This window comes from Caballeronia sp. LZ033 (assembly GCF_031451265.1).
Lineage (GTDB): Bacteria > Pseudomonadota > Gammaproteobacteria > Burkholderiales > Burkholderiaceae > Caballeronia.
In genome coordinates, this window is sequence record NZ_JARUXQ010000002.1 from 930,846 (window position 1) to 950,024 (window position 19,179).

General features: G+C 64.9%; 18 protein-coding genes. 9 read left to right on the forward strand and 9 right to left on the reverse strand.

Annotated features, from left to right (window positions below; genetic code table 11):
- Positions 1–11 precede the first annotated feature (11 nt).
- The gene (locus QCE62_RS19910; protein WP_309922156.1) at positions 12–1,040 is read right to left on the reverse strand and encodes an ABC transporter substrate-binding protein; all 1,029 of its coding nucleotides are present in this window, start codon (positions 1,038–1,040) and stop codon (positions 12–14) included.
- Positions 1,041–1,631: 591 nt separating this feature from the next.
- Here QCE62_RS19910 and QCE62_RS19915 point away from each other — a divergent pair.
- From QCE62_RS19915 to QCE62_RS19930, 4 genes are all read left to right on the forward strand, one after another.
- Entirely contained in the window at positions 1,632–1,895 is a 264-nt protein-coding gene (locus tag QCE62_RS19915) for a hypothetical protein (protein ID WP_309922159.1), read from the forward strand.
- Between the two features lie 60 nt (positions 1,896–1,955).
- Positions 1,956–2,243 (forward strand): hypothetical protein, encoded by a 288-nt coding sequence (locus QCE62_RS19920; RefSeq protein ID WP_309922160.1) that lies wholly within the window; start codon positions 1,956–1,958, stop codon positions 2,241–2,243.
- A 324-nt stretch (positions 2,244–2,567) separates the two neighbouring features.
- Complete coding sequence (locus tag QCE62_RS19925; RefSeq protein WP_309922163.1) at positions 2,568–3,800, forward strand: GNAT family N-acetyltransferase; 1,233 nt, start codon at positions 2,568–2,570, stop codon at positions 3,798–3,800.
- Between the two features lie 188 nt (positions 3,801–3,988).
- Positions 3,989–5,092, forward strand: coding sequence for a GNAT family N-acetyltransferase (locus QCE62_RS19930; protein WP_309922166.1), 1,104 nt, complete (start codon positions 3,989–3,991; stop codon positions 5,090–5,092).
- A gap of 107 nt (positions 5,093–5,199) precedes the next feature.
- Here the strand turns inward: QCE62_RS19930 and QCE62_RS19935 are convergent, their stop codons facing one another.
- From QCE62_RS19935 to QCE62_RS19950, 4 genes are all read right to left on the reverse strand, one after another.
- The gene (locus QCE62_RS19935; protein WP_309922169.1) at positions 5,200–6,381 is read right to left on the reverse strand and encodes a GNAT family N-acetyltransferase; all 1,182 of its coding nucleotides are present in this window, start codon (positions 6,379–6,381) and stop codon (positions 5,200–5,202) included.
- A gap of 475 nt (positions 6,382–6,856) precedes the next feature.
- Complete coding sequence (locus QCE62_RS19940; RefSeq protein WP_409017879.1) at positions 6,857–8,377, reverse strand: diguanylate cyclase; 1,521 nt, start codon at positions 8,375–8,377, stop codon at positions 6,857–6,859.
- 165 nt (positions 8,378–8,542) lie between these two features.
- Positions 8,543–8,860, reverse strand: a complete 318-nt coding sequence (locus QCE62_RS19945; protein ID WP_309922172.1) for a hypothetical protein — start codon at positions 8,858–8,860, stop codon at positions 8,543–8,545.
- Positions 8,861–8,920: 60 nt separating this feature from the next.
- Positions 8,921–10,051: a CAP domain-containing protein gene (locus QCE62_RS19950; RefSeq protein ID WP_309922175.1), complete on the reverse strand. Its 1,131-nt coding sequence runs from the start codon at positions 10,049–10,051 to the stop codon at positions 8,921–8,923.
- A gap of 333 nt (positions 10,052–10,384) precedes the next feature.
- Here QCE62_RS19950 and QCE62_RS19955 point away from each other — a divergent pair, with 333 nt between their 5' ends.
- Positions 10,385–11,428 carry a helix-turn-helix domain-containing protein gene (locus QCE62_RS19955; protein ID WP_309922177.1) on the forward strand — a complete coding sequence of 348 codons (1,044 nt, stop codon included), beginning with the start codon at positions 10,385–10,387 and terminating at the stop codon, positions 11,426–11,428.
- A gap of 111 nt (positions 11,429–11,539) precedes the next feature.
- Complete coding sequence (locus QCE62_RS19960) at positions 11,540–11,794, forward strand: DUF1272 domain-containing protein (protein ID WP_309922180.1); 255 nt, start codon at positions 11,540–11,542, stop codon at positions 11,792–11,794.
- 81 nt (positions 11,795–11,875) lie between these two features.
- On the opposite strand, the gene QCE62_RS19965 is transcribed toward QCE62_RS19960, so the two are convergent.
- Complete coding sequence (locus tag QCE62_RS19965) at positions 11,876–12,784, reverse strand: DMT family transporter (protein WP_309922183.1); 909 nt, start codon at positions 12,782–12,784, stop codon at positions 11,876–11,878.
- An 84-nt stretch (positions 12,785–12,868) separates the two neighbouring features.
- Between QCE62_RS19965 and QCE62_RS19970 the strand changes: the two genes are divergently transcribed.
- Positions 12,869–13,738 (forward strand): LysR substrate-binding domain-containing protein, encoded by an 870-nt coding sequence (locus tag QCE62_RS19970; protein ID WP_309922185.1) that lies wholly within the window; start codon positions 12,869–12,871, stop codon positions 13,736–13,738.
- Here the strand turns inward: QCE62_RS19970 and QCE62_RS19975 are convergent.
- On the reverse strand, positions 13,730–14,725 hold the full coding sequence (locus tag QCE62_RS19975; RefSeq protein ID WP_309922187.1) for an FkbO/Hyg5 family chorismatase: 996 nt from the start codon (positions 14,723–14,725) through the stop codon (positions 13,730–13,732). The two genes, QCE62_RS19970 and QCE62_RS19975, sit on opposite strands and share 9 nt — an antisense overlap.
- Positions 14,722–14,994: a hypothetical protein gene (locus QCE62_RS19980; RefSeq protein ID WP_309922191.1), complete on the reverse strand. Its 273-nt coding sequence runs from the start codon at positions 14,992–14,994 to the stop codon at positions 14,722–14,724. The genes QCE62_RS19975 and QCE62_RS19980 overlap by 4 nt, the downstream gene beginning before the upstream one ends.
- A gap of 209 nt (positions 14,995–15,203) precedes the next feature.
- Here QCE62_RS19980 and QCE62_RS19985 point away from each other — a divergent pair, with 209 nt between their 5' ends.
- Both QCE62_RS19985 and QCE62_RS19990 read left to right on the forward strand, forming a co-directional pair.
- On the forward strand, positions 15,204–16,265 hold the full coding sequence (locus QCE62_RS19985; RefSeq protein ID WP_309922193.1) for an Ldh family oxidoreductase: 1,062 nt from the start codon (positions 15,204–15,206) through the stop codon (positions 16,263–16,265).
- A 107-nt stretch (positions 16,266–16,372) separates the two neighbouring features.
- Positions 16,373–18,565 carry an ATP-binding protein gene (locus QCE62_RS19990; RefSeq protein ID WP_309922196.1) on the forward strand — a complete coding sequence of 731 codons (2,193 nt, stop codon included), beginning with the start codon at positions 16,373–16,375 and terminating at the stop codon, positions 18,563–18,565.
- 26 nt (positions 18,566–18,591) lie between these two features.
- On the opposite strand, the gene QCE62_RS19995 is transcribed toward QCE62_RS19990, so the two are convergent.
- The gene (locus QCE62_RS19995) at positions 18,592–19,179 is read right to left on the reverse strand and encodes a flavin reductase family protein (RefSeq protein ID WP_309922199.1); all 588 of its coding nucleotides are present in this window, start codon (positions 19,177–19,179) and stop codon (positions 18,592–18,594) included.

The following is a 19,179-nucleotide window of genomic DNA, read 5'->3' on the forward strand; positions in this document are numbered from 1 at the left end:
CTTGCGGGCAGTTATTTCTTGTCGAGCAGCGCGACCGTCTGCGGCAGCGTGTAGGTCACGTCGGCGATGCCGCCCGGCGGCGTGGCCGCGAGCGTCGCGGGCAGTTGCTGCTGCGAGATGGCGAGCAGCGGCACGTTGATGGTCACGTCCTTCGGCAGCTTCTTGCCCGCCAGCACTTGCTGCGCGACCCAGAACGCGAAGCTCACCGCGCCCGGCGGATTCGACAGCGAACGCGACTGGTAGCCGCTCTTCGTCTGCTCGTTCCACCACTGGAGTTCGGGATAGGTGCTGCCGATGATCATCGGCGGCGCGGGACGGTTGGCCGCCTTGAAGGCCTGCGCGATGCCGAACGACATCTCGCCTTCGGTCGCGACGCCGTCCACCTGGGGGAGCGTCGGCAGGATGCCCGCGACGGCCTTCTGCGCGACCGACTGCGTCCAGTCGCCATTGACGGAGCCGACCAGCTTCATGCCCGGATGCTTCTTGAGCCCTTCGAGGACGCCTTCGTGCATCAGGTTATCGACGGAAATGCCCGCCACGCCGCGCACTTCCAGGATGTTGCCCTTGCCGTTCAGCCGCCCGGCCAGATACTCGACGCCCTGCTCGGCCCAGCCCTTGAAGTCGAAGTTCACGCGATACGCGCAGGGCTCGTCGACGATGCCGTCGAACGACACGACCACCACGCCCGCCGCGCAGGCCTTCTTGATGGTGCCGTTGAGCGCGGTGGGCGAAACGGCGTCGATGACGATCGCGTTATAGCCCTGCAGGATGAGGTTCTGGACCTGCTGCGCCTGCTCGGTGACCTGATTCTCGGCGGTCGTGAAGGCGGGCGCGGCGGCGACCTTCTTCTCCGTCACCGCCTGCTGCGACACGGCGTTCCAGCTCTTGAGCATGGACTGGCGCCACGCATTGCCGGCGAAGCTGTTGGAGAGCGCGATCTTTTTCTGCGATGTGTCGCCGGTGGCGACTTGTGCGTGCGCGGCCTGAGTGAGCATGCAAGCGGCCAGCGCGGCCGTGGCCAGCATTCCTGTGCGGAACATACCGTTGTCTCCTGCTGTTCTTGTTGAGCGAACTGCGCCGATGTTCAGCGGCGGTGACGGGATGCGCGGCAGGCGGGAAAGCGGGTGTGGCAGGCGTGGCCCGAATGCGGGAAGGACGGATGGAACGACATCATCTTGAGCACGCCTCCTTGGGAGCGCCTCGGTGCGATGACCGAAGCCTTGCTTTCGAACAGCTGCCGGAGTGTTTCCATTTTGGTCAGGCCAATCAGAGTGGTCAGGCCAGACCGCCGACGCAGTATAACGATTGCTCAACGGGCATGCAATTCGTTCGAGGAACGGCTTGAGGGCGGCGTGGAGCCTGTGCCGGAGCGGCCGCCGTCAATTTCTGTTGCCGATAGTCAGCGGAACGCCCGCTTCCCTGGAATCTTTAACCGCGCCCCCTCGGCTCCGAACATCCGCACAGGAACGCCTCATGTATCGTTTCCCCGTCAGGCTCCGAACCGCGCTCCCAAAGCGCACGCTGGCCACGATTGCGGAACAGGACGAGACACAGGCGAGTCCGTCGCTGATGCAGGACGCCGGCGCCTTCGACCCGGCTGACAGGTCGAAGCGGAGGCCCTCGAGTCGCGCTTGCAGACCCTGGAGAACCTGACGAATCTGCCGGAGGGGCGGGAGGTCTGTCACGACCTGGACCTGAGTGCGCCGCTGGACCACGAGCAGGAGGGCGCGGAGCCGGACGAGATCCATTCGCGCCGGGCGTTTGCCGTGGTCCGCAACCCGTTCAGGAAGGTCGGCTTCAAGTCGGCCAACAGGGTCCGTCCGGACGATCCGGCCAGCGTGCAGCGCGCCTTGACCGCCAACAACATGGTCGGCGCGCTGCAGGAATGCGTGTAGGGCACCATGCCGCCCGATTTCGTCCTTCCGATGATCGGGGGCTGCGGCAATTGTGGCGAAATGAGCGGCGCCGCAGCGCGCCTCCTCCGACGCGCCGGCGTGCAGGCATCGATCCATGCGGTGGACTACGAGGGCCGTCGTGCCTTCACGCTGGTCGGCGCGAAACTCCGTCAGGCCCTGGACGACGTCGGACTGACGGACTATCACGGCTGCTGGGTCGTCGATGCATGGGCCGGCATCGTGTGCCCCGCCACTCGCTACGGCGATACGTTCCTCAGCAAGAGGAACACGTGGGCGGAGCGAGGCAAGATGATCCTGCATGGCGAGCAGTGGATCAACGCCAAATGACCCGGACTGGCTCGATACGGTCATCAAGGGGCCCAAACACCCCGCCGTCGCACATCCCTGAACTCCTTGCGCGGCAAGCACATCGCCGCCGCCCTCGCAAGCTCGATGACCCGACCGCGCGCCTATGCCGCAGGCCTGTTCCGGCGCTTTATTACATATTGTCAGGAATGTGCTCCAGCGCATATTCCGGTACAGACGTGCACGTGAAACTGGTCGCCGATCTGCTCGCATCGAAGCAGAGAAGCACAACGAGAAGTGCAATGACTCCGCACGGGACGCTACGTTTGCGCGTCCGGCAGGGGAATCACTCAAGGGGCCGGAGACATGAACAGCACATCGGATGACGGCGGTACGCTTCCAGACGGATTCACCCGCGCGGCGGACCGGACGCTCAGCATCGAGGCCTGCCGCGACCTCGAAGCCTTTCGGCAGCTGCGCGACGAATGGATCGATCTGTCGCGACGCGCTCAAGGCCGCTACTTCCAGTCGTTCGAATATTGTCACGGCAGTCTGCTCGCCGAACATGCCGGCACCGCGCGCACGCTGCATTGCGTCGTTGCGCGGCGTGACGGACGACTCGTCGCGGTGTGGCCGCTGCTCACGTCGACGCGGCGCTGCTGGACCTTCGCCCAGCCGCTGGCGCCGCGCAACCAGTCGCCGAGCGATATCCTCGTCGCGCCCGAACCCGACGCCGATGCCATCGTCAGAGCCGTCTGGGAACATGCCGCGCGCACGAGCCGCGCTGACGTGTTCGAGCTGTGGCGCATCCGCAAGAGTTCACCGCTGCACGCCTGCCTGAAGCAGCACGCGATGATGCGTCGCGAAGTCGATGAAGTCACGCCGTTTGCCGCGTTGCGCGAGGAGCGCGACTGGGTGGCATATTGCCGCTCGCGCCCCGCGCGGGAGCGCAATGCGCCCGAGTATCTGAAGCGGCGCCTGGCGAAGCACGGCGCCTTTGCGATCGACATGATCGAGCCGACGGATGCGCGCCTGCCTGCGCTGATCGAATGGTTTGTCGCGCAGAAGCGCAAGTGGGCCGAAGAGAAAGCGTCCGACAGTCAATGGACGTTCTCCGCAGCGAGCCAGCGCTTCTGGCACGCGTTGCTCACGACAGATGCAGGCGCGCACACCGGATTTCGCCTGTTCGTCCTCACGCTCGACGGACAAGCCATTGCCGCGAACATTCTCGCCATCGACAGCGATACGGTCAGCCTCGTCGCCAATACCTACGATCTCGCGCACCGCAAGTTATCGCCGGGAACGGTGCTCGTCGATGAGTGCGTGCGCTGGGCTTTCGAACGTCAATTGGACTTCGACTTCGGGCCCGGCGAACAGCGTTACAAGACCTCGTGGAGCGCGGGGGCGGCCTATGCCAGCGCGTCGTTCGTCGTCCTCGCCACGCGTTGGGGAAAAGCGGGCTACATGAGCAAGCAGGCCTTTAAGCAGGCGCGCGATCTCGTGATGCGTTGGGCCGATCGGCTCACACGCCGCCCCAATTTCAGCGAACGATTACCACGTGTGGCTTCGACAACAATCGATCCATGCACCAGCAGATAACATTTGGCAACACCTTGCATGCATTGGCAGTTACTGCATCGACACGGGATCGGCGTCGGCCGGCACATCATTGAGGTGTGTCCTTGCCTGAAGCGCTTCGCCACGCATCCCGATGTTGCCTTGAACAGCGCTACACGACGTATCGACCTGTTCCGAACCGTACAACACTAGATAATGGTCCTGAATGTATGGAATCGACACTCGCCGGCAAATTCCCAAGCTTCGAGACGAAACACAAGACTTCATCCAGGAAGTTCCACTTCGAAAGCGATCTTCGAACCACGCCAGGACGCGTCGATCAGGTGACCGCGCAGCCGGTCCAGGCCGAAGCGCCGGCAACGGTCATGGCCGACCCGCTTCCCGCCCGCTCAATCTTCCATGAACCCTGGTGGCTCGACCTCGCGACCGACGGCAACTGGCAAGCGGCCACCGTCCGCCGCGGCAACGAGGTCGTGGGTGAAATGCCCTACTCGCTGCAACGCAAGGGATGGTGGACCACGTCGAAGATGCCGCCGCTCACGCGCACGCTCGGCCCGGCGTTCAGGCCATCGACCGGCGATACGACCCGCACGATGCTCGATCGCATCAGCATCACCGAGGAACTGATCGCACAGATTCCCGAGGTCGACAGCTTCTATCAGATCCTCGATCCGCGCATCGAAGACGCGCTCGCCTTCGGACTCAACGGCTTCACCGTCGCCACGCGCTATACCTTGCAGTTCGCGCCGGACCGGGACATCGAAGCCTTGTGGAAAGGACTGAACGGCAAGACGCGCAACCTGATCCGCACGGGACAGAAGTTTCTGACGGCGCGGCGCATCGAATCGCCCGAAGAGTTCAACGCGTTCTATGAAGCGAACCTCGCGGTACGCAGCCGCACGAACGTCTATGGCACGCAGCTGATGCGCCGGCTCGTCGAGGCATTCGTCGAGCGCGACGCGGGCTATCTGCTCGGCGCCTACGATGCCAACGGCAAGCTGGTTGCCGCGATCGGCGTGACCTTCGATTCCCACGCTGCCTACTACCTGCTCTCATCGCGCGATCCCGGCGCGCACGCGGGCGCGATCAGCGTGCTGATCTGGGAAGCCATTCAGGATGCGCAGCGTCGCAATCTGATCTTCGACTTCGACGGCATTCCCAATGCCAGCACGTTCCGCTTTCTCTGCGGCTTCAAGCCGATGCTCAAGCCGCGACTGGTGATCGAGCGTCACAAGTCGGTGTGGTCGATGGCACGTGCTGTCAAGCGCGTGTTGCGCCCGGGCCGGTCGGAGTGGTTCCTTCCCACTGCGTGAATGAAGGCATGAAATGACGAGGGCGGACATGATTCATGTCCGCCCTTTTTGCATGCTGCATCGAAACATTCAATACAAGCCGCGGCGCTCACACGCCGCGGCTTGTTTCATGCTGCCGGATGTTCAGCGCCGTTGCCGCTGGCCGGCACGGTAGCCACATGGCGACGCGCGCGATTCGCGCGCCATTCCTTGAGCTTCTTCGACAGCAGTTTCGCGTGGAAGGCAAAGCGGCCCCAGCCGGAGATCGCGATCTGATAGCTGCGCGTCGAGTCGACGTTGCCGCGGCTCCAGTACGCCTTGAACTCTTCCTTGCCGACGCCGAAGTCGAGATCGAGCCGATGGTCCCAGCACCATTTCACGCAGTGCGCCATCATGATCGCGCCGGGGGAGAAGCGCGAGAAAGCCGGATCGAAACCGGCGATCAGACCGCTCGCCGAGGTATCGGCCAGTCCCACGATGTTGACGACCAGCGGCACGCCGTCGAGCGTCATCACGAACATCACGCCGAGCGGCGTTGCACGCGTGCCGTCGAGCAGATCGACGAGGAAGCTGCGATATTCCTTCGAGTACAGCCAGGGTCCGTTCTTGCCCGAGCGCTCGGCCCATTCGCGCTTGCGCGCAAGCATCCAGTCGACCCATTGCGCGTGGGCGGCGGTATCGTCGCCGGCGAGCTCGCGGATCTCGAGCGCGCCCTCTTTCATCAGGCGCCGTTCGAGCGCGGCTGGCTTCTTCTTCGAGAGCTTGCCGAGCGAATCACGGTACGCGTCCCAGTCCGGCTCCGCGCGCAGCAGCGCCGTGGCGCAGACATCGGTGGTGGTTTCGGCGAGTCCCGGATGACGCGTCGCGAGCTGGTCGAGCCGTGTGTCGCGGCCGACGTAGGGCAAGGCGAACACATCGCCGCGACATTGCCGGGTCGCCGCTTGCCAGGCGGCGTCGATGGCCGCGCGCGCATCGCTGCGGGCGAGGATCGCGCTATGTTCGGCCGTGCCCGGCGTGAGCGGCTCGATGACATTCCACAACAGGCGGCGCTGGCTGACGAGCGGCCATACGAGCACCAGTTCGCCTTGCTCACGCACCACGATGCAATGCAAGCGCCGGCCACGCGGACCGGCCACGCGCGTCCAGCACAGACGGCAGACCTCGAAGGCCTGGTTATGCTGCCCCTCGACGGCGCTCCAGAGCGCATCCCACTCGCTCTTCAATGCAAGAAACGCGGCTTCATCGCTGATGATGCTCAGGCCGTCGGGCTGAACTTCCGTGTTGCGGTCTGGGTTGCTGTCTGATGGCATGGCGCTGGTCGTTTTGTTTTGATGGTCGTCGATCGTGCCTCGCACGTCCCGATGCATGCTGATGCGTGCAGCAGGTACGAACACGGACGTGCCTCGGGACATCGGCAGGTGAGAGCCGATGGCCTTCGACATCCATCAAGCTATCGGATGTCGCGTTCGGCAAATGGGCGCTTGCGCACGAGCAGCGCAGCGATGGCGACAATCCACTCGGCTTTGTCGCGACACGACTGGAGCCATCCGGCACGACGACCGGCGGACGGCTGCGGCGGCATCCGGCGCGCCGCTTGCCGGCGCGTCGCTGGTTCTCTGAAGACAATCCCCGGCCTCATGTCGATCGTCCTTTGCTGTTCCTTTTGTGCGCGTCGGGCATCGCGAAGATGCGCCAACCCGGTGCAAAGTCTAGACCCGCTCGCGTCCGTGCGAACGTTCGATCACGCGCATTGCTGATATCACGGCCCGACGTTCAGCCCGACACTCAGCCCGGACTCGCCCGCATCACGCGATTGCGCCCGCGCGCCTTCGCGTCATAGAGCGCTTCGTCGGCGGCACGGATGAGCGCGCTGACATCGTCGTCGCGTTCCGGCTTCCAGCTCGCGAGCCCGATGCTCGCCGTCACCCGGCCGAACTCGCTGCCCGCGTGCTCGATCGACAGATCGCTGATCGCCTTGCGAATCTGCTCGGCGACGCGCGCGGCGCCGTCGGCGGGTGTATCCGGCAGCACGACGACGAACTCTTCGCCGCCGTAGCGCGCCGCCGTATCGAGCGGCCGCCGGATGTTCTCGCCGATGCAGCGCGCCACGGCCGCGAGCGCGTCGTCGCCGGCCTGGTGGCCGTAGGCGTCGTTATAGGCCTTGAAGCGATCGATATCGACGAACAGCAGCGAGAACAGACTCCGGGTACGCCGCGCGCGCCGCCATTCCTGATCCAGGATCTCGCCCAGCGTGCGGCGATTGTGCAGCCCGGTGAGGCCATCCGTGCGCGCCAGCAATTGCAGCTCGGACTCCGCGCGAATCCGCCGCCGGAATTGCGCGGCCAGCACGAACGACAGCGTGATGAAGCCGATCGCGAGCGCGCCCATCGACGAGCCGATGATGATCGCGCGCCGCGTCCACGCCGCATAGATGTCTTCCTCCGCTTCGGCGACCATGATGATGAGTGGCAGCTTCGGAAAGTTGCGGTAGAAGTAGAGCCGCCGCGTGCCGTCGATCGACGAAGTCTCGCTGAAGCTGCCTTCCGGTGCGTTCCGGAAGCGCCGGAAGGTGTCGGCGCCGCGAATGTCGCGGCCGATCACCTGCGAGTCGAACGGCTGACGCATGATCATCAAACCGTCCTTGCTGATGAGCGAAACGGCGCCATGCCGTCCGAGCGACAGGCCCGCGAACAGAGTCCGGAAATAATCGAGATTGATCGTGATCATCGCGATGCCCGCGAACGAGCCGTCGGGATTCTTCAGCCGCCGGCTGAGCGCGATGCTCGGCGCGCCGCCGCGCAGCCGCGATGCGAACGGGCTGCTGATGTACAGCCCGGCATTGGGGTTGTCGCGCTGCACGGTGAAGTAACTGCGGTCGGCGAAGTTGCCCTTGCGCGGCGTGACGCTGCTCGAATCGATGACGATGGTCCCGTTCGCATCCAGCACCAGCAGCGAACCCAGGTCGCGCGCGGTCGCGGCGCGGTCGAACAGCACGTCGTTGCGTAGCGCCGGCGGCAACGCAGCTACTTCCGGCCGCTCGACGCCCTCGACCACCGCCTGCAACGACAGCTCATACAGCTCGAAGTTACGTTCGATATCGCGTTCGGCGAGCAGCGCCAGGTTGCGCGAGGTGTCGCGCGCGCGGTCCAGCGCGTCGACCCGGCCCTGATAAAGCACCAGCGCGCACAGGCCCATCATGACCAGCGCGATCAGCGTGCCGCACAGGACGATGATGTTCGGCGTTGAGATCTCCGGCTTCGCCGCCGGTGGATTCAAGGTCGGGTGAGAGAGTTTGTCGATTGCCACTATTAGGATTTCTCGAATGCCGCAAAGCAAAATGCGTCTTTGCTCAGCACGGTCCTGGTTAGCGAACGTCGACGGTATTCTCTCCTATTTGTCCGACACGGGTCGAATAAGCAACAAATCGACCGATCCGTTTCGGTTCCTGCAATCATCGGCCGGCACGGAAGCTCAGGCAGCTTTCTGTCGCCTGAGACCATCGTCGATGGCGTCCTTCGCGGCCGGCACGGCGGCAATGGCCGCGGCCAGATCGGCGAAGCCATCATGCGGGAAGCGGCCGTCCGGCTCGTGCAGATCGCGCAGCGGACACGGCTCCCCGCCCACCGGATCCTCGACGATCAGCACATACCGCCCCGCGTGATTGGCGCTCACGCGCAGCAGATAGCCGCGGTGCGATTCCCGATATTCAATCGACGACGGTCCCGTGACCTGCGTCGCGGTGAAAGCGTCCGCCCCTGCGGACGGCTCCGCGCGCCTGTTTCGCCGCAACGTCCTCCGGATCAATGATGGCAAGCACATGAAGTCGATACCCCCGAAACGGCCGCTTGGTCATTCGAGCACCATGGGCAGGCGCGAGCGGCCTTGCGCCTTTGTCGTCGCCGCGAGCGCCGCGCCGGTCGTGAAGGACCAGCTCACGGAAAACGCAGTGGGCGTGGTGATCGAGGTGTTCGTCAGTGAACCGGTCACTGTCACGAAGTATTTCGAATTGGCCGCCAACGGCGCGTACGGCACGCACAGCGCGAGGCGGGTCGAATCATCGTTGTTGGAATTGTCGGATTCCTCGCATGGCACCGCGTTGCCGGACGCGTCGGTGATCGCGAAGCGCACGTCCGAAAACGCGCCGTTGCCCGAGGCATTCAGCGTCACCGGATAGCCGACGCTCTTCATGATGTATTGCGGGACGCGCGCCATCGGGTTCGGGCTTTCGTTCGCGATCCACGAGGGCTTCACGTTCGTCTGGCCGTCGTACGGGTAGGCGATCAGCCGGTTGTCCGGCGTCGCCGCGACGTAGTCGACGAAATCGGCAACCAGGGTCGCGTATTGGGTGGGATCGGTCGTCGGAACCTGGCCGATGCCCACGCTGGTCGTGTCGAACAAAAAGATCGAGCGATGGAACGGGGCGTCGAACAGGGCTTCAATCGCCTGGGTCGAATTCAGGAAGCCGCCGCCATAGCCCGCCGCGATTTCTCCCGTCGAATTCGTGGTGTAGCCGGCCGCCGCGACGCGGTCCGCAGGCTTCACGCCCGAAAAATACGGTTGCCCCGCCGTCTCATAGTGGCCGATGGCGCCGGCCGCCTGCATGTAGCGCGCGTGATTCGCCGCCGCCACGCCCACCGCCGACACGTACCCGAGCGCTCCGAGATTCAGTTCCGCGCGGCGCGCGTTGATATAGGCGAAGGAATCGTTGACGATGTCGCCTGTCGTGGCTACCGCAGGGGCCGCCGCAGCGCCCGCCGGAGAGTACAGCGCGATGGCCGCCGCATCCTTCGTGGGGGCGGTGGTGGGCGTGGCGACCGGCGTCTGGGTGGAGTTACCACCGCTACTGCCGCTGCCCTTGCTCGATTGCGTCGCACCCGTGGTCTGCGCTGCCGCGCTGCTATCCCCGCCTCCGCCGCCACCGCCACAGGCAGCAAGCAGAAATGACAACGCCGTTACGGCAGTCCAAGCCGTCTTTTTCATCCAATACCCCGTCAAAATTCATTATTTGTCCACGCGCTCGCAGGAACGCGCGGTAAGTGTTTGCATGGATGTTATCGGCGCGTCGGCTCGGGACTTTCGGTTTGTCTCTCAGGTTCGTTCAAGTTCGTGTATCCGCGATGATCTCCCAGCGAAACTGTCGGCGTCGGACAAAGTGTCCGCAAAATCTTCCCAAATCGTCCGGAGCTGTCTTGCGCCGAGCTTTGAGAGTCACTGCGCCACTTAAGCTCCAGCTTAAAACCGCCGATAACCCGGAAAACCTGAAAGAATTCAATACGTAACGAGACCCCGGCCCCTCCGCCGCGGACCTTTTCCATGCCGCAACCGCTCTACTTCGACAGTGCGTTCCTCGACGCCCAGGCCGCCGAGGAGATCTGGCGCGAGAGCCTCAAGCCGATGTACGAGATCCATCGGCCGCGCGGCGTGCCGTTCCGGGCCTCGATCCGCACCTGGGACTTGGGCGGCGCGCTGCTGATGACGCATCACGGCGCCGGCGACGAAGTCCAGTTCCGGCGCACGCGGCGGCGCATCGCGACGAGCGGCGTCGATCACTACCTGCTGCATTGCCTGCTGGGCGGCGCGCTGACGTCCGAATCCGTCGATGGCGAGCAGCGCGTGCCGGTCAACAGCATCGCGATCCGCGACATGGCGGTGGAAAACGTCGGCATTGCCCGCGATGCGCCGATGCTTACGCTCAGCATTCCGCGCGCGGCGCTGGATCGACGCATGCCGGCTGGCGCGCGGCTGCATGGCGCGTGCTGGGACGCGCACGATCCGATCGGCGGAATGATTGCCGCGCATCTCTGCTCGCTGGCGAAACTCGCGACCGACATGGACGACGCGCAGGCCGCGCTCGCCGCCGAAGCCACACTCGAACTGCTCGGCGCGTGCCTGATCCCGAAAACGAGTCTGGATGTGAAGAAGGACGATCCGCGGCTCGCGCCGATGCTGCGTGCGCGGGCCTTGTCCTACATCGAGCAGAACCTCTCCGATCCGACGCTCGGCGCGGACACGCTGCGCGGCGCGCTGGGCGTGTCGCGCACGGCGCTGTACGCCCTGTTCGATCAGGCGGGCGGCGTCGCGCGGCATATCCGCGACCGTCGGCTCGACGAATCGATGCGTCGTCTGGTCGCGCCGCGGCATCGTCACGAACGCATCGTGGAAATTGCGTATGCGATGGGCTTCGGCAGTGAGAAGACCTTCAATCGCGCGTTCCGGGAGCGCTTCGCATGCGCGCCGGGCAAGGTGCGCGAGCAAGGCGAGATGCGTCCGGCGAAGCGTGCGGGGTTCGAAGAAGCAAGCGATGTCGGCACGATCGCCGCGCAGTATCACGCGAAGGTGCGCGGCATTCGCGGATAAGACCGCGCGCCGGGAATGCTCGGCCGATGAAGGTCAGCGATTATGATTCGGCGACGGCCATCGCATGCGCGCATGGCGTTCACTTGCGTGTCGATCCCAAGGAGACTCACGATGCTCGAATTGCGCCCCGGCTGCGAATGCTGCGACAAGGACCTGCCTCCCGATGCCGTCGATGCCCTCATCTGCTCGTTCGAATGCACCTTCTGCAAGGACTGCGCGGATCATGTGCTGAACGGGTCATGTCCGAACTGCGGCGGCGAACTCGTCTCGCGTCCGCGACGTCCCGCTGCGAAGCTGGCGAAGAATCCGGCTTCCACGAAGCGCGTGTTCAATGCGCAATGCCGCGAGCAACACGCGAAAGCTTGAGTTATCGCATGCCTGCGCTGCTTGCCTGAATATCGAACGTCTCTGCGCATGCAATTCGAAAGGCGCATGCGCGGGGGACAGTTAGTTGCTCAAGCGACGACGCTTCTGTTCAGCAAGCCCGATCGCGATCAGCATCAACACCACGCCTGCCAGTTGCACGCTACCGAGACGCTGATCCAGCAACAGCCAGTCGACGACGATGCCCACCGCCGGATAAACAAACTGGAGAACAGCGATGCGTCCCGTATGCAGCCGCGCCATGCCGCTGTACATCAAGCTATAGGCGAGGCTGGTATGGATGACGCCGAGCCCCGCGAGCCAGAGCCATGACGCGCCCCATACTGGCCAGCCGTGCTGCATGGGCCAGATCCACAGCGTCAACGTGCCGATCGCGCATTGCCACCACGCAAGCGTACCGGCGGGCAGATCACGCAGACGGCGCGCGATGATCGTCACGCAGGCCATGCAGAACGCGCCCAGCAGACACGATGCAACCGCGAGCCAATACCCTTCGCCGTCCACTCCGTGCCCGATGACGCCGGTCGCGAGCACGAGGCCGATCATCGCCACCGCGACCGCTCCGGCGCGCCGCCTGCCGACGCGCTCACCGAGGCACAACGCGCCGAGCGCCAGCACCCACACCGGTTGCACATGGAACAGCACGATCGCCATGCCGGTCGGAATGTGTTCGATGGCGGTGAAGAACAGGCCCCAGCTCAGCACCATCAGCGAGCCAGCTGTCAGAACCCACGGCCCCGTTCGTCTGCCAAGCCTCAGGAAGCGCGTCTGACCGCGCAGCGCGAGCCAGAGCGTCAGGCCGGCCAGACCGAAGACGCAGCGAAACCATGTGGCCGTCAGCGGAGCAGCGTGCGCCTCATGCACGAAGAGCCCGATCGTGCCCAGCAAGACACAGCCGAAGACGAAGGGGACTGCGCCGGATGGCTTCGCAAAGCTGGCCATCGGGGAATGGATCTGCGGGTTGGTGTTCATGCAGCCAGTGTGGTCCGCATCGACCTGTCAGAAAAGCGCATAATTCATCTGGCATCCATTCGAAAATCGAAAGTAGCCGAAACGATGAAACAAGGCGATCTGCAAACCGACTGGCTCAAGTGCTTCGTCGCAGTGGTCGATGCGGGTTCGCTGTCGAGCGCGGCCGGCGAGGTCAACCGCTCGCAATCGGCGGTGAGCATGCAGCTCAAGAAGCTCGAAAGCGCGCTCGGGTTGCGGCTCATCGAACGCGGCGCGCGCACGCTCGAACTCACCCACGACGGTCAGACCTTGCTCGGCTACGCGCGCCGCATTCTCGACTTGCACGCGCAGGCTCAGGTCGCGCTGCAAGGCGAGCAGCTGACCGGACGCGTGCGCCTCGGCGTGCCCGACGACTACGCGGAGAAGTACCTCACCCCCGTGCTGAAGCGTTTCGCGCCGCGCCATAGCGGCGTGGAGATCGAGTTGTCGTGCGAGCAGTCAACTTCGCTGATTCCGCGCGTGGCAAGCGGCGACCTGGACCTCGCGCTGATTTCGCGCGATCACGCGCGGCGCGGCACGCTGCTGTTTCACGAGCCGATGGTCTGGGTCGGCGCGCCGCAGTTCGAGTTATGGCGGCGCGATCCGCTGCCGATCGCCGTGTATGAAAGCACGAGCCTCGCGCGGCAAAGCGCGATACATTCGCTGGCGCAGCAGGGACGACGCTACAAGGTGGTCTATCACAGCTCGAGTCTCGCCGGACAGATCGCGGCGGTCGACAGCGGCCTTGCCGTGGCCGCGCTCACGCAATGCAGCGCGCCCGGACATCTGCGCATACTCGGCAGCGAGGAAGGCCTGGGACCGCTCGGGCCGATGCAGGTCGCGGTCTATCGCAGCCGCGATTCGCGCGGCTCGAAGGCGGTCGATGGCCTGCATGGCCTCTTGCTCAAGACGCTGCGCGAGTCGGCTTCACTGTGAGCCGCGGCGCCTCGCGATCCCTTCGATCTCGACGAGCAGATCCGTCCGGCAGATATCGACTTTGAGGAAGCGCACCTCGGCGCGCGGATGAAACGCCGCGCGCGCCAGTTGCATCACCTGCGGCAGATCCTCCGCGCGCCGGTAGTAGACCTTGATCTGATCGAGATCCTGCAACGTGTAGCCGTCCGACACGCCGTGCGCCGCGAGATTGCCCGCGCTGACGAGATGCGCCACGTTGTCCGTCGCCACCTCCCACTGTTTCAGCAGATCGCCTGCATGCAAGGTTTCGTGTCCGACAATGCTCGCCGTGCCCGACACATACAGCGCACCGTGCCGATACGTGGCGCGCGCGAAGCTCGGCGGCTTCGGACCATAACGCTCGGGATAGCGATACGCGGGCATCTGCCGCGTGTTCTCGATGTGCTGCGCGGCATCGTCGCGGCAGGCGAGCAGATAGAAGCCGACGCCCTCGCCCCAGGTACCGATGCCCGTGGCCGCGGGCATGCCCGCATGTCCCGCGTCCTCTGCTTCGAACGCGAGCGCGCGTCCCCGGCAGAAATCGCGATAGACCTCGAGCCCGTCCGGAGTCTCGCCATTGATATCCGGGATGTAGTTCCACATGCGGAAGATCGTCGGGAAGCCGAGCGTGCGAACCAGCGCGAAGGCATCGGCATAGGCCTGGCGCGCGGTTTCCGTATAGCCTGCGCCAGCCGGGATGAAGCCCGCGCAAAAGAGCAGCGCGTCATCGTGACCGTAGACGAGACCGTTCTCCCTGCCGCAACGCGTTTCGCCGGCCGTGCGCCAGACTTCAGCGAAGGCGACGCGGGCGTCGTCAATCATATGCAGGGGGAGTGTCGGCACGCCGTCTTCCAGACGAGGCGCCCCGCTCACCGCGCCGAACACGACCCGGCCGAGCACGCCGCCGCCTTCCACTGCGCCGCTAGCGACGAAGCGCGCCTCGATCCCTCCACGTTCAGCCGGCCTCAATCCGTCTCCTCCGCGTGCTCCGTGCCGAAGAGATCGGCGGTCGGGGGGTTGTCCTTCGGCGTTGGCAACGCGCCGCTGCGCACTTGTTCCAGCACGTCCGGCGGCAGCCAGGTGTCCTCCAGCGCGCCGATGCCGCTTTCGATCATCTGCTGGAGGAAGAACGATTGCTTGCGTCCCGTCACTTCTGCCAGGAGTCGCAGCCGTTGTTCGAATTGCGGATCGACCCGGACTGCGACCACCTTGAGCTTGTTTTCGGCGGTCCTTCTCACTGCATGCTCCTGTCACGTTGATGGCGCGCCGTTCTGCGGCGCATCGATGCGGTGCTTCTACCATGGCGAAACGCAGCGCAGCAAGCGAAAGCTTCGCTCAGCCTGCCGGCACCCCGCGTGCGCGGCCCGGCGCCCATGCAGGGCGGACGAAAGCTCAACCTGTTAAAGAGTGTCCGACACCCCAACGACCGCCACGGAGACCTTCGCCCATGACCGACGCCGCATCCGTCCGCGTGCATCCCGATGCGCTGCGCGCATTCGTTTCGCAAGTTTACCGTTCCGAGGGCGCGCCTCCCGAAGATGCGCTCCTCGCCGCCGATGCCATGGTGCAGGCCGACCTGTGGGGTCATCAGTCGCACGGTGTGCTGCGGCTCGGCTGGTACTACGCGCGCCTGCGTTCCGGCGCGATGAAAGCGGTGACGCAGCCCACCTTTCCCGTCGATGCCGGCGCGATCGCGGTGCTGGACGGCAAAGACGGCATCGGTCCCGTCATCGCCCGGACGGCCGCGCTCGACGCAATCCGCCGCGCGAAGGCGCATGGTATCGGCGCGGTGTCGGTGCGTCATTCGAATCACTTCGGCACGTGCATGTACTTCACGCGCATGGGCGCGGAAGCGGGCTGCATCATGCTCGCGATGACCAACGGCGGCCCGAACATGGCGCCCTGGGGCGGTCTTGGCAAGATGATCGGCACCAATCCGTGGTCGGTGGCCGCGCCCGCCGGCCGCTATCCGCCGATGGTCATGGACGTGGCCAACTCGGGCGTCGCGCGCGGCAAGATCGTGCTGGCGCAGTTGCGGCGCGAGACCATTCCGCCGGGCTGGGCCATCGACGAGCGTGGCCGGCCGACCACGGACCCTGTGGAAGGCCTCAAGGGCTTCATCCTGCCGATGGCCGGGCACAAGGGCTATGCCATCGGCACGATGGTGGACGTGCTGTCCGGCGTGCTGTCGGGCAGCGGCTTCCTCGACGACGTGCGCGGTCCTTATGTACCGGACGGCCGCAGCAACGTGGGGCATCTGATGATCGCGCTGAACATCGCCGCGTTCCAGCCGCTCGATGCCTTCGAGGCCCGCATGGAGCGGTACGTGGAGACCTTGAAATCGGCGCGGCGCGCGGAAGGCGTCGACGAAATTTTCTATCCCGGCGAAAAGGAAGTTCGCGCGCAGGCAACACAGCTGGAGCAAGGCCTTTATTTGCCCGCCGATACCCTCAAGGGCCTCGACGATGTTGCCTCGCAAGCCGGCGTGACGGCCGTGGCGCGCGGCTGATTTCAACGCATGATCGTGCCGGGTGCATGGAGGCGCGCGTGCTAACATCGACGACGCTTCGAGCCCACCGGTTCATGCTGTCGAACGTACCTGCCTGCACTGGCTTCATGGAAGAACCAGAAGAACTTTCCGGCTTCGGCACCGCGGAGCCGCTCCCCGCACTGCCGCCTCTCGACTTTCGCGCCGCGCGCAGGCGCCTGTTTGCCGCGCTCGCCGCGTCCATCGCCATTCCGGTCGCCTTCTTCGCGCTGTACGGTTATTACACTTATGGACGCGCGCTGAGCGAGACCGGCGAGTCGCTGCAACGGCTCGTGCGCGTGATCGATCAACAGGCGAACACCGTCTTCAGCATCAATCGCGAACTGATCTCGCGCGTCGAGGAGATGCTCGGCAGCGGCGATGCGGACTTCATCGCGCGCAGCCAGACGGAACTGCAAGACAAGCTGGGACATCTGGTCGAGAGTCATCCGCAGATCGCGGCCATCTCGGTACTCGACAGCAACGGCAAGCTCCTCGCCAGCAGCCGCTTCCTGCCGGTGCCGGACGTGTCGATCGGCGATCGCGAGGACTTCATCGCCACGCGCGACACGCGTTCGAAGTTTCATGTGTCGATGCCCGAACGCGGCCGCATCAGGAACACCGACATGATCAACACGCTCACGTCGCGCTTCGCGCAGGACGGGCGTTTTCTCGGCGAGATCTCGATTGCATTGCGGCGTGACACGCTGATCGATTTCTATCGCCAGCTCTCGTTGAACGAACCTGCGCTGACGCTCGCCCTGCATCGCGCCGACGGCGGCGTGCTCGCGCGCTTCCCCGCCCCGACCGCACCCAATGCGCCCGCTCGCCACGACGTGCTCGCAAATGCCTTCGCGTTGCAAAAGACCGAGGGCCTGATGCGCTACGTCTCGCCACTCGACAATGACGAGAAACTCTCCGCATGGCGGCGCGTCGGCGGCTTTCCGCTGTATGCGGCGGCGGGCTTTTCGATCCACGATGTACGGCTCGCATGGTGGCGGCACGATGTGTCGATTGCGTCCATCGCATTGATCCCGTGCATCGCGGTATGGATGCTGATCGGCTTCTCGTTGCGGCGGCTGCGTGCGGAAGAAGCGGCGTGGCTCAACTGGCGCGGCGAACTGGCGCTCCGCCGCAGCGCCGAGGCCACGACGCGCCGCATGCAGCGCATGGGCGCGCTCGGCAATCTCGTCGCCAATGTCGCGCATGACTTCAACAACCTGCTGATGGTCGTCACGTCGAACATGGAGATCGCGCGGCGCAAGCGCTTCATCGGGCTCGAGAAGGAAGTGACCGCCGTGGAGCGCGCGTCGGTCAACGCGCAGGCACTCGCGCGCCGGCTGATGAGCGTGGCGCGCCGCCAGCCCTTGCAGATGCAGGTCATTCATCTGGACCGCTGGATGACGGAAGCGGAGCCGCTGATCCATGCATCGGTGGGCGAGAAGATCCGCGTCCACACGCGCGTGCCGGAAGCAACCTGGCCCGTGCGCGTCGATGCCACCGAACTGAACTCGGCGCTCATCAATATTGCCGTCAATGCGAAGGACGCGATGCCGAACGGCGGCACCTTACAAATCCAGTGCAGCAACGTGCGTCATCTGGACGGACAGGAAGGACTGGATGGCGGCGAGTACGTCGTGATCTCGTGCAAGGACAGCGGCACCGGCATGCGGCCGGAGGTCGCCAAGCATGCGTTCGAGCCGCTCTTCACGACCAAGGGCGCGGGTGCCGGCACGGGGCTCGGGCTTGCGCAAGTGCAGGCGATGGCCGAGCAGGCCGGCGGCGGCGCGCGGCTCGACTCGGCATGGGGTTATGGCACGACCGTGGTCATCTATCTGCCGCACTGGACCGGCGACGACGACACTCCCGCCGACGCGCCGCCCGTCGCAAACGTTACGCGCGATGCGCCCTCGTCGACGGTGCTGCTGGTGGAGGACAACGAGGAAGTCGCGGCGGGCCTGTGCGCGGTGCTCGAAGTGCTGGGCTGGCAGGCGCGTCACGAACCTTCGGGCGATGCGGCGCTGCGTGTGCTGGAAGCGGGCGACGAATTCGATCTCGTGCTCTCGGACATCCAGATGCCCGGCGCGTATGACGGCATCAAGCTCGCCGAATGGATCAAGGCGTGCCGCCCGAAGCAGCCCGTCACGCTGATGACGGGTTATGCGGATCAGCTCGAACAGGCGCGGCGCACGGGCTTCGCGATCCTCGCCAAGCCCTTCAACATAGACGACCTGAAGGCGCTGCTGAACGGCCTGCCGATGCGCGGCGCGGGCAAGGCCTGACACGCTTTCACACGCTCACGCGGGCCTTACATCTGGAAGCGATCGCGCGTGGTGATGTAGTCGCTCGCGCCGAAGCGGCCGACTGGAAAATAATGTTGCAGCCGCACGCGCCATGATTCGAGATCGATGAGTTCGTCGCGCGCATGCAGCATCAGCACCTTGCCGATGAAGATATGGCGGCTCGCGGTCGTCAGCGTCTCCCACAATTCGCATTCGAATGCGACCGGCGCTTGCGCGATGCGCGGCGGCTTCACGCGCGATGAAGCAACAGCCGTGAAGCCTACTTCGTCGAGTTCGGAGATGTCGGCGGCAAAGCGCTCGCCGCAGCGATGCATCTGCTGCGCGATGGCTTCGTCGGCGAGATGCACGACGAACTCCTTCTCGCGCGGAATGTTCACCGCGGTGTCCTTCAACGTGCCGTCCGCCAGCCGGTTGATGCTGAGCATCACGATGGGCGGCTCCTCGCCCAGCATGTTGAACATCGAGAACGGCGCGGCATTCACGGTGCCGTCCGGGCCGAGCGTCGTCACGAGCGCGATGGGGCGCGGCACGATGAGGCTCGCCATCAGCTTGTAGCGCTGATATTCGGTGATCGCTTCGAAGTCGATTTCCAT

Excerpts from the sequence above, each read along its gene's own strand:
- QCE62_RS19930 (WP_309922166.1), top strand. The coding sequence starts at position 3,989 with ATGGAATCGACACTCGCCGGCAAATTCCCAAGCTTCGAGACGAAACAC.
- QCE62_RS19960 (WP_309922180.1), top strand. The coding sequence starts at position 11,540 with ATGCTCGAATTGCGCCCCGGCTGCGAATGCTGCGACAAGGACCTGCCT.
- QCE62_RS19965 (WP_309922183.1), bottom strand. The coding sequence starts at position 12,784 with ATGAACACCAACCCGCAGATCCATTCCCCGATGGCCAGCTTTGCGAAG.
- QCE62_RS19910 (WP_309922156.1), bottom strand. The coding sequence starts at position 1,040 with ATGTTCCGCACAGGAATGCTGGCCACGGCCGCGCTGGCCGCTTGCATG.
- QCE62_RS19955 (WP_309922177.1), top strand. The coding sequence starts at position 10,385 with ATGCCGCAACCGCTCTACTTCGACAGTGCGTTCCTCGACGCCCAGGCC.
- QCE62_RS19970 (WP_309922185.1), top strand. The coding sequence starts at position 12,869 with ATGAAACAAGGCGATCTGCAAACCGACTGGCTCAAGTGCTTCGTCGCA.
- QCE62_RS19995 (WP_309922199.1), bottom strand. The coding sequence starts at position 19,179 with ATGGAAATCGACTTCGAAGCGATCACCGAATATCAGCGCTACAAGCTG.
- QCE62_RS19985 (WP_309922193.1), top strand. The coding sequence starts at position 15,204 with ATGACCGACGCCGCATCCGTCCGCGTGCATCCCGATGCGCTGCGCGCA.
- QCE62_RS19990 (WP_309922196.1), top strand. The coding sequence starts at position 16,373 with ATGGAAGAACCAGAAGAACTTTCCGGCTTCGGCACCGCGGAGCCGCTC.
- QCE62_RS19925 (WP_309922163.1), top strand. The coding sequence starts at position 2,568 with ATGAACAGCACATCGGATGACGGCGGTACGCTTCCAGACGGATTCACC.
- QCE62_RS19950 (WP_309922175.1), bottom strand. The coding sequence starts at position 10,051 with ATGAAAAAGACGGCTTGGACTGCCGTAACGGCGTTGTCATTTCTGCTT.
- QCE62_RS19920 (WP_309922160.1), top strand. The coding sequence starts at position 1,956 with ATGAGCGGCGCCGCAGCGCGCCTCCTCCGACGCGCCGGCGTGCAGGCA.
- QCE62_RS19935 (WP_309922169.1), bottom strand. The coding sequence starts at position 6,381 with ATGCCATCAGACAGCAACCCAGACCGCAACACGGAAGTTCAGCCCGAC.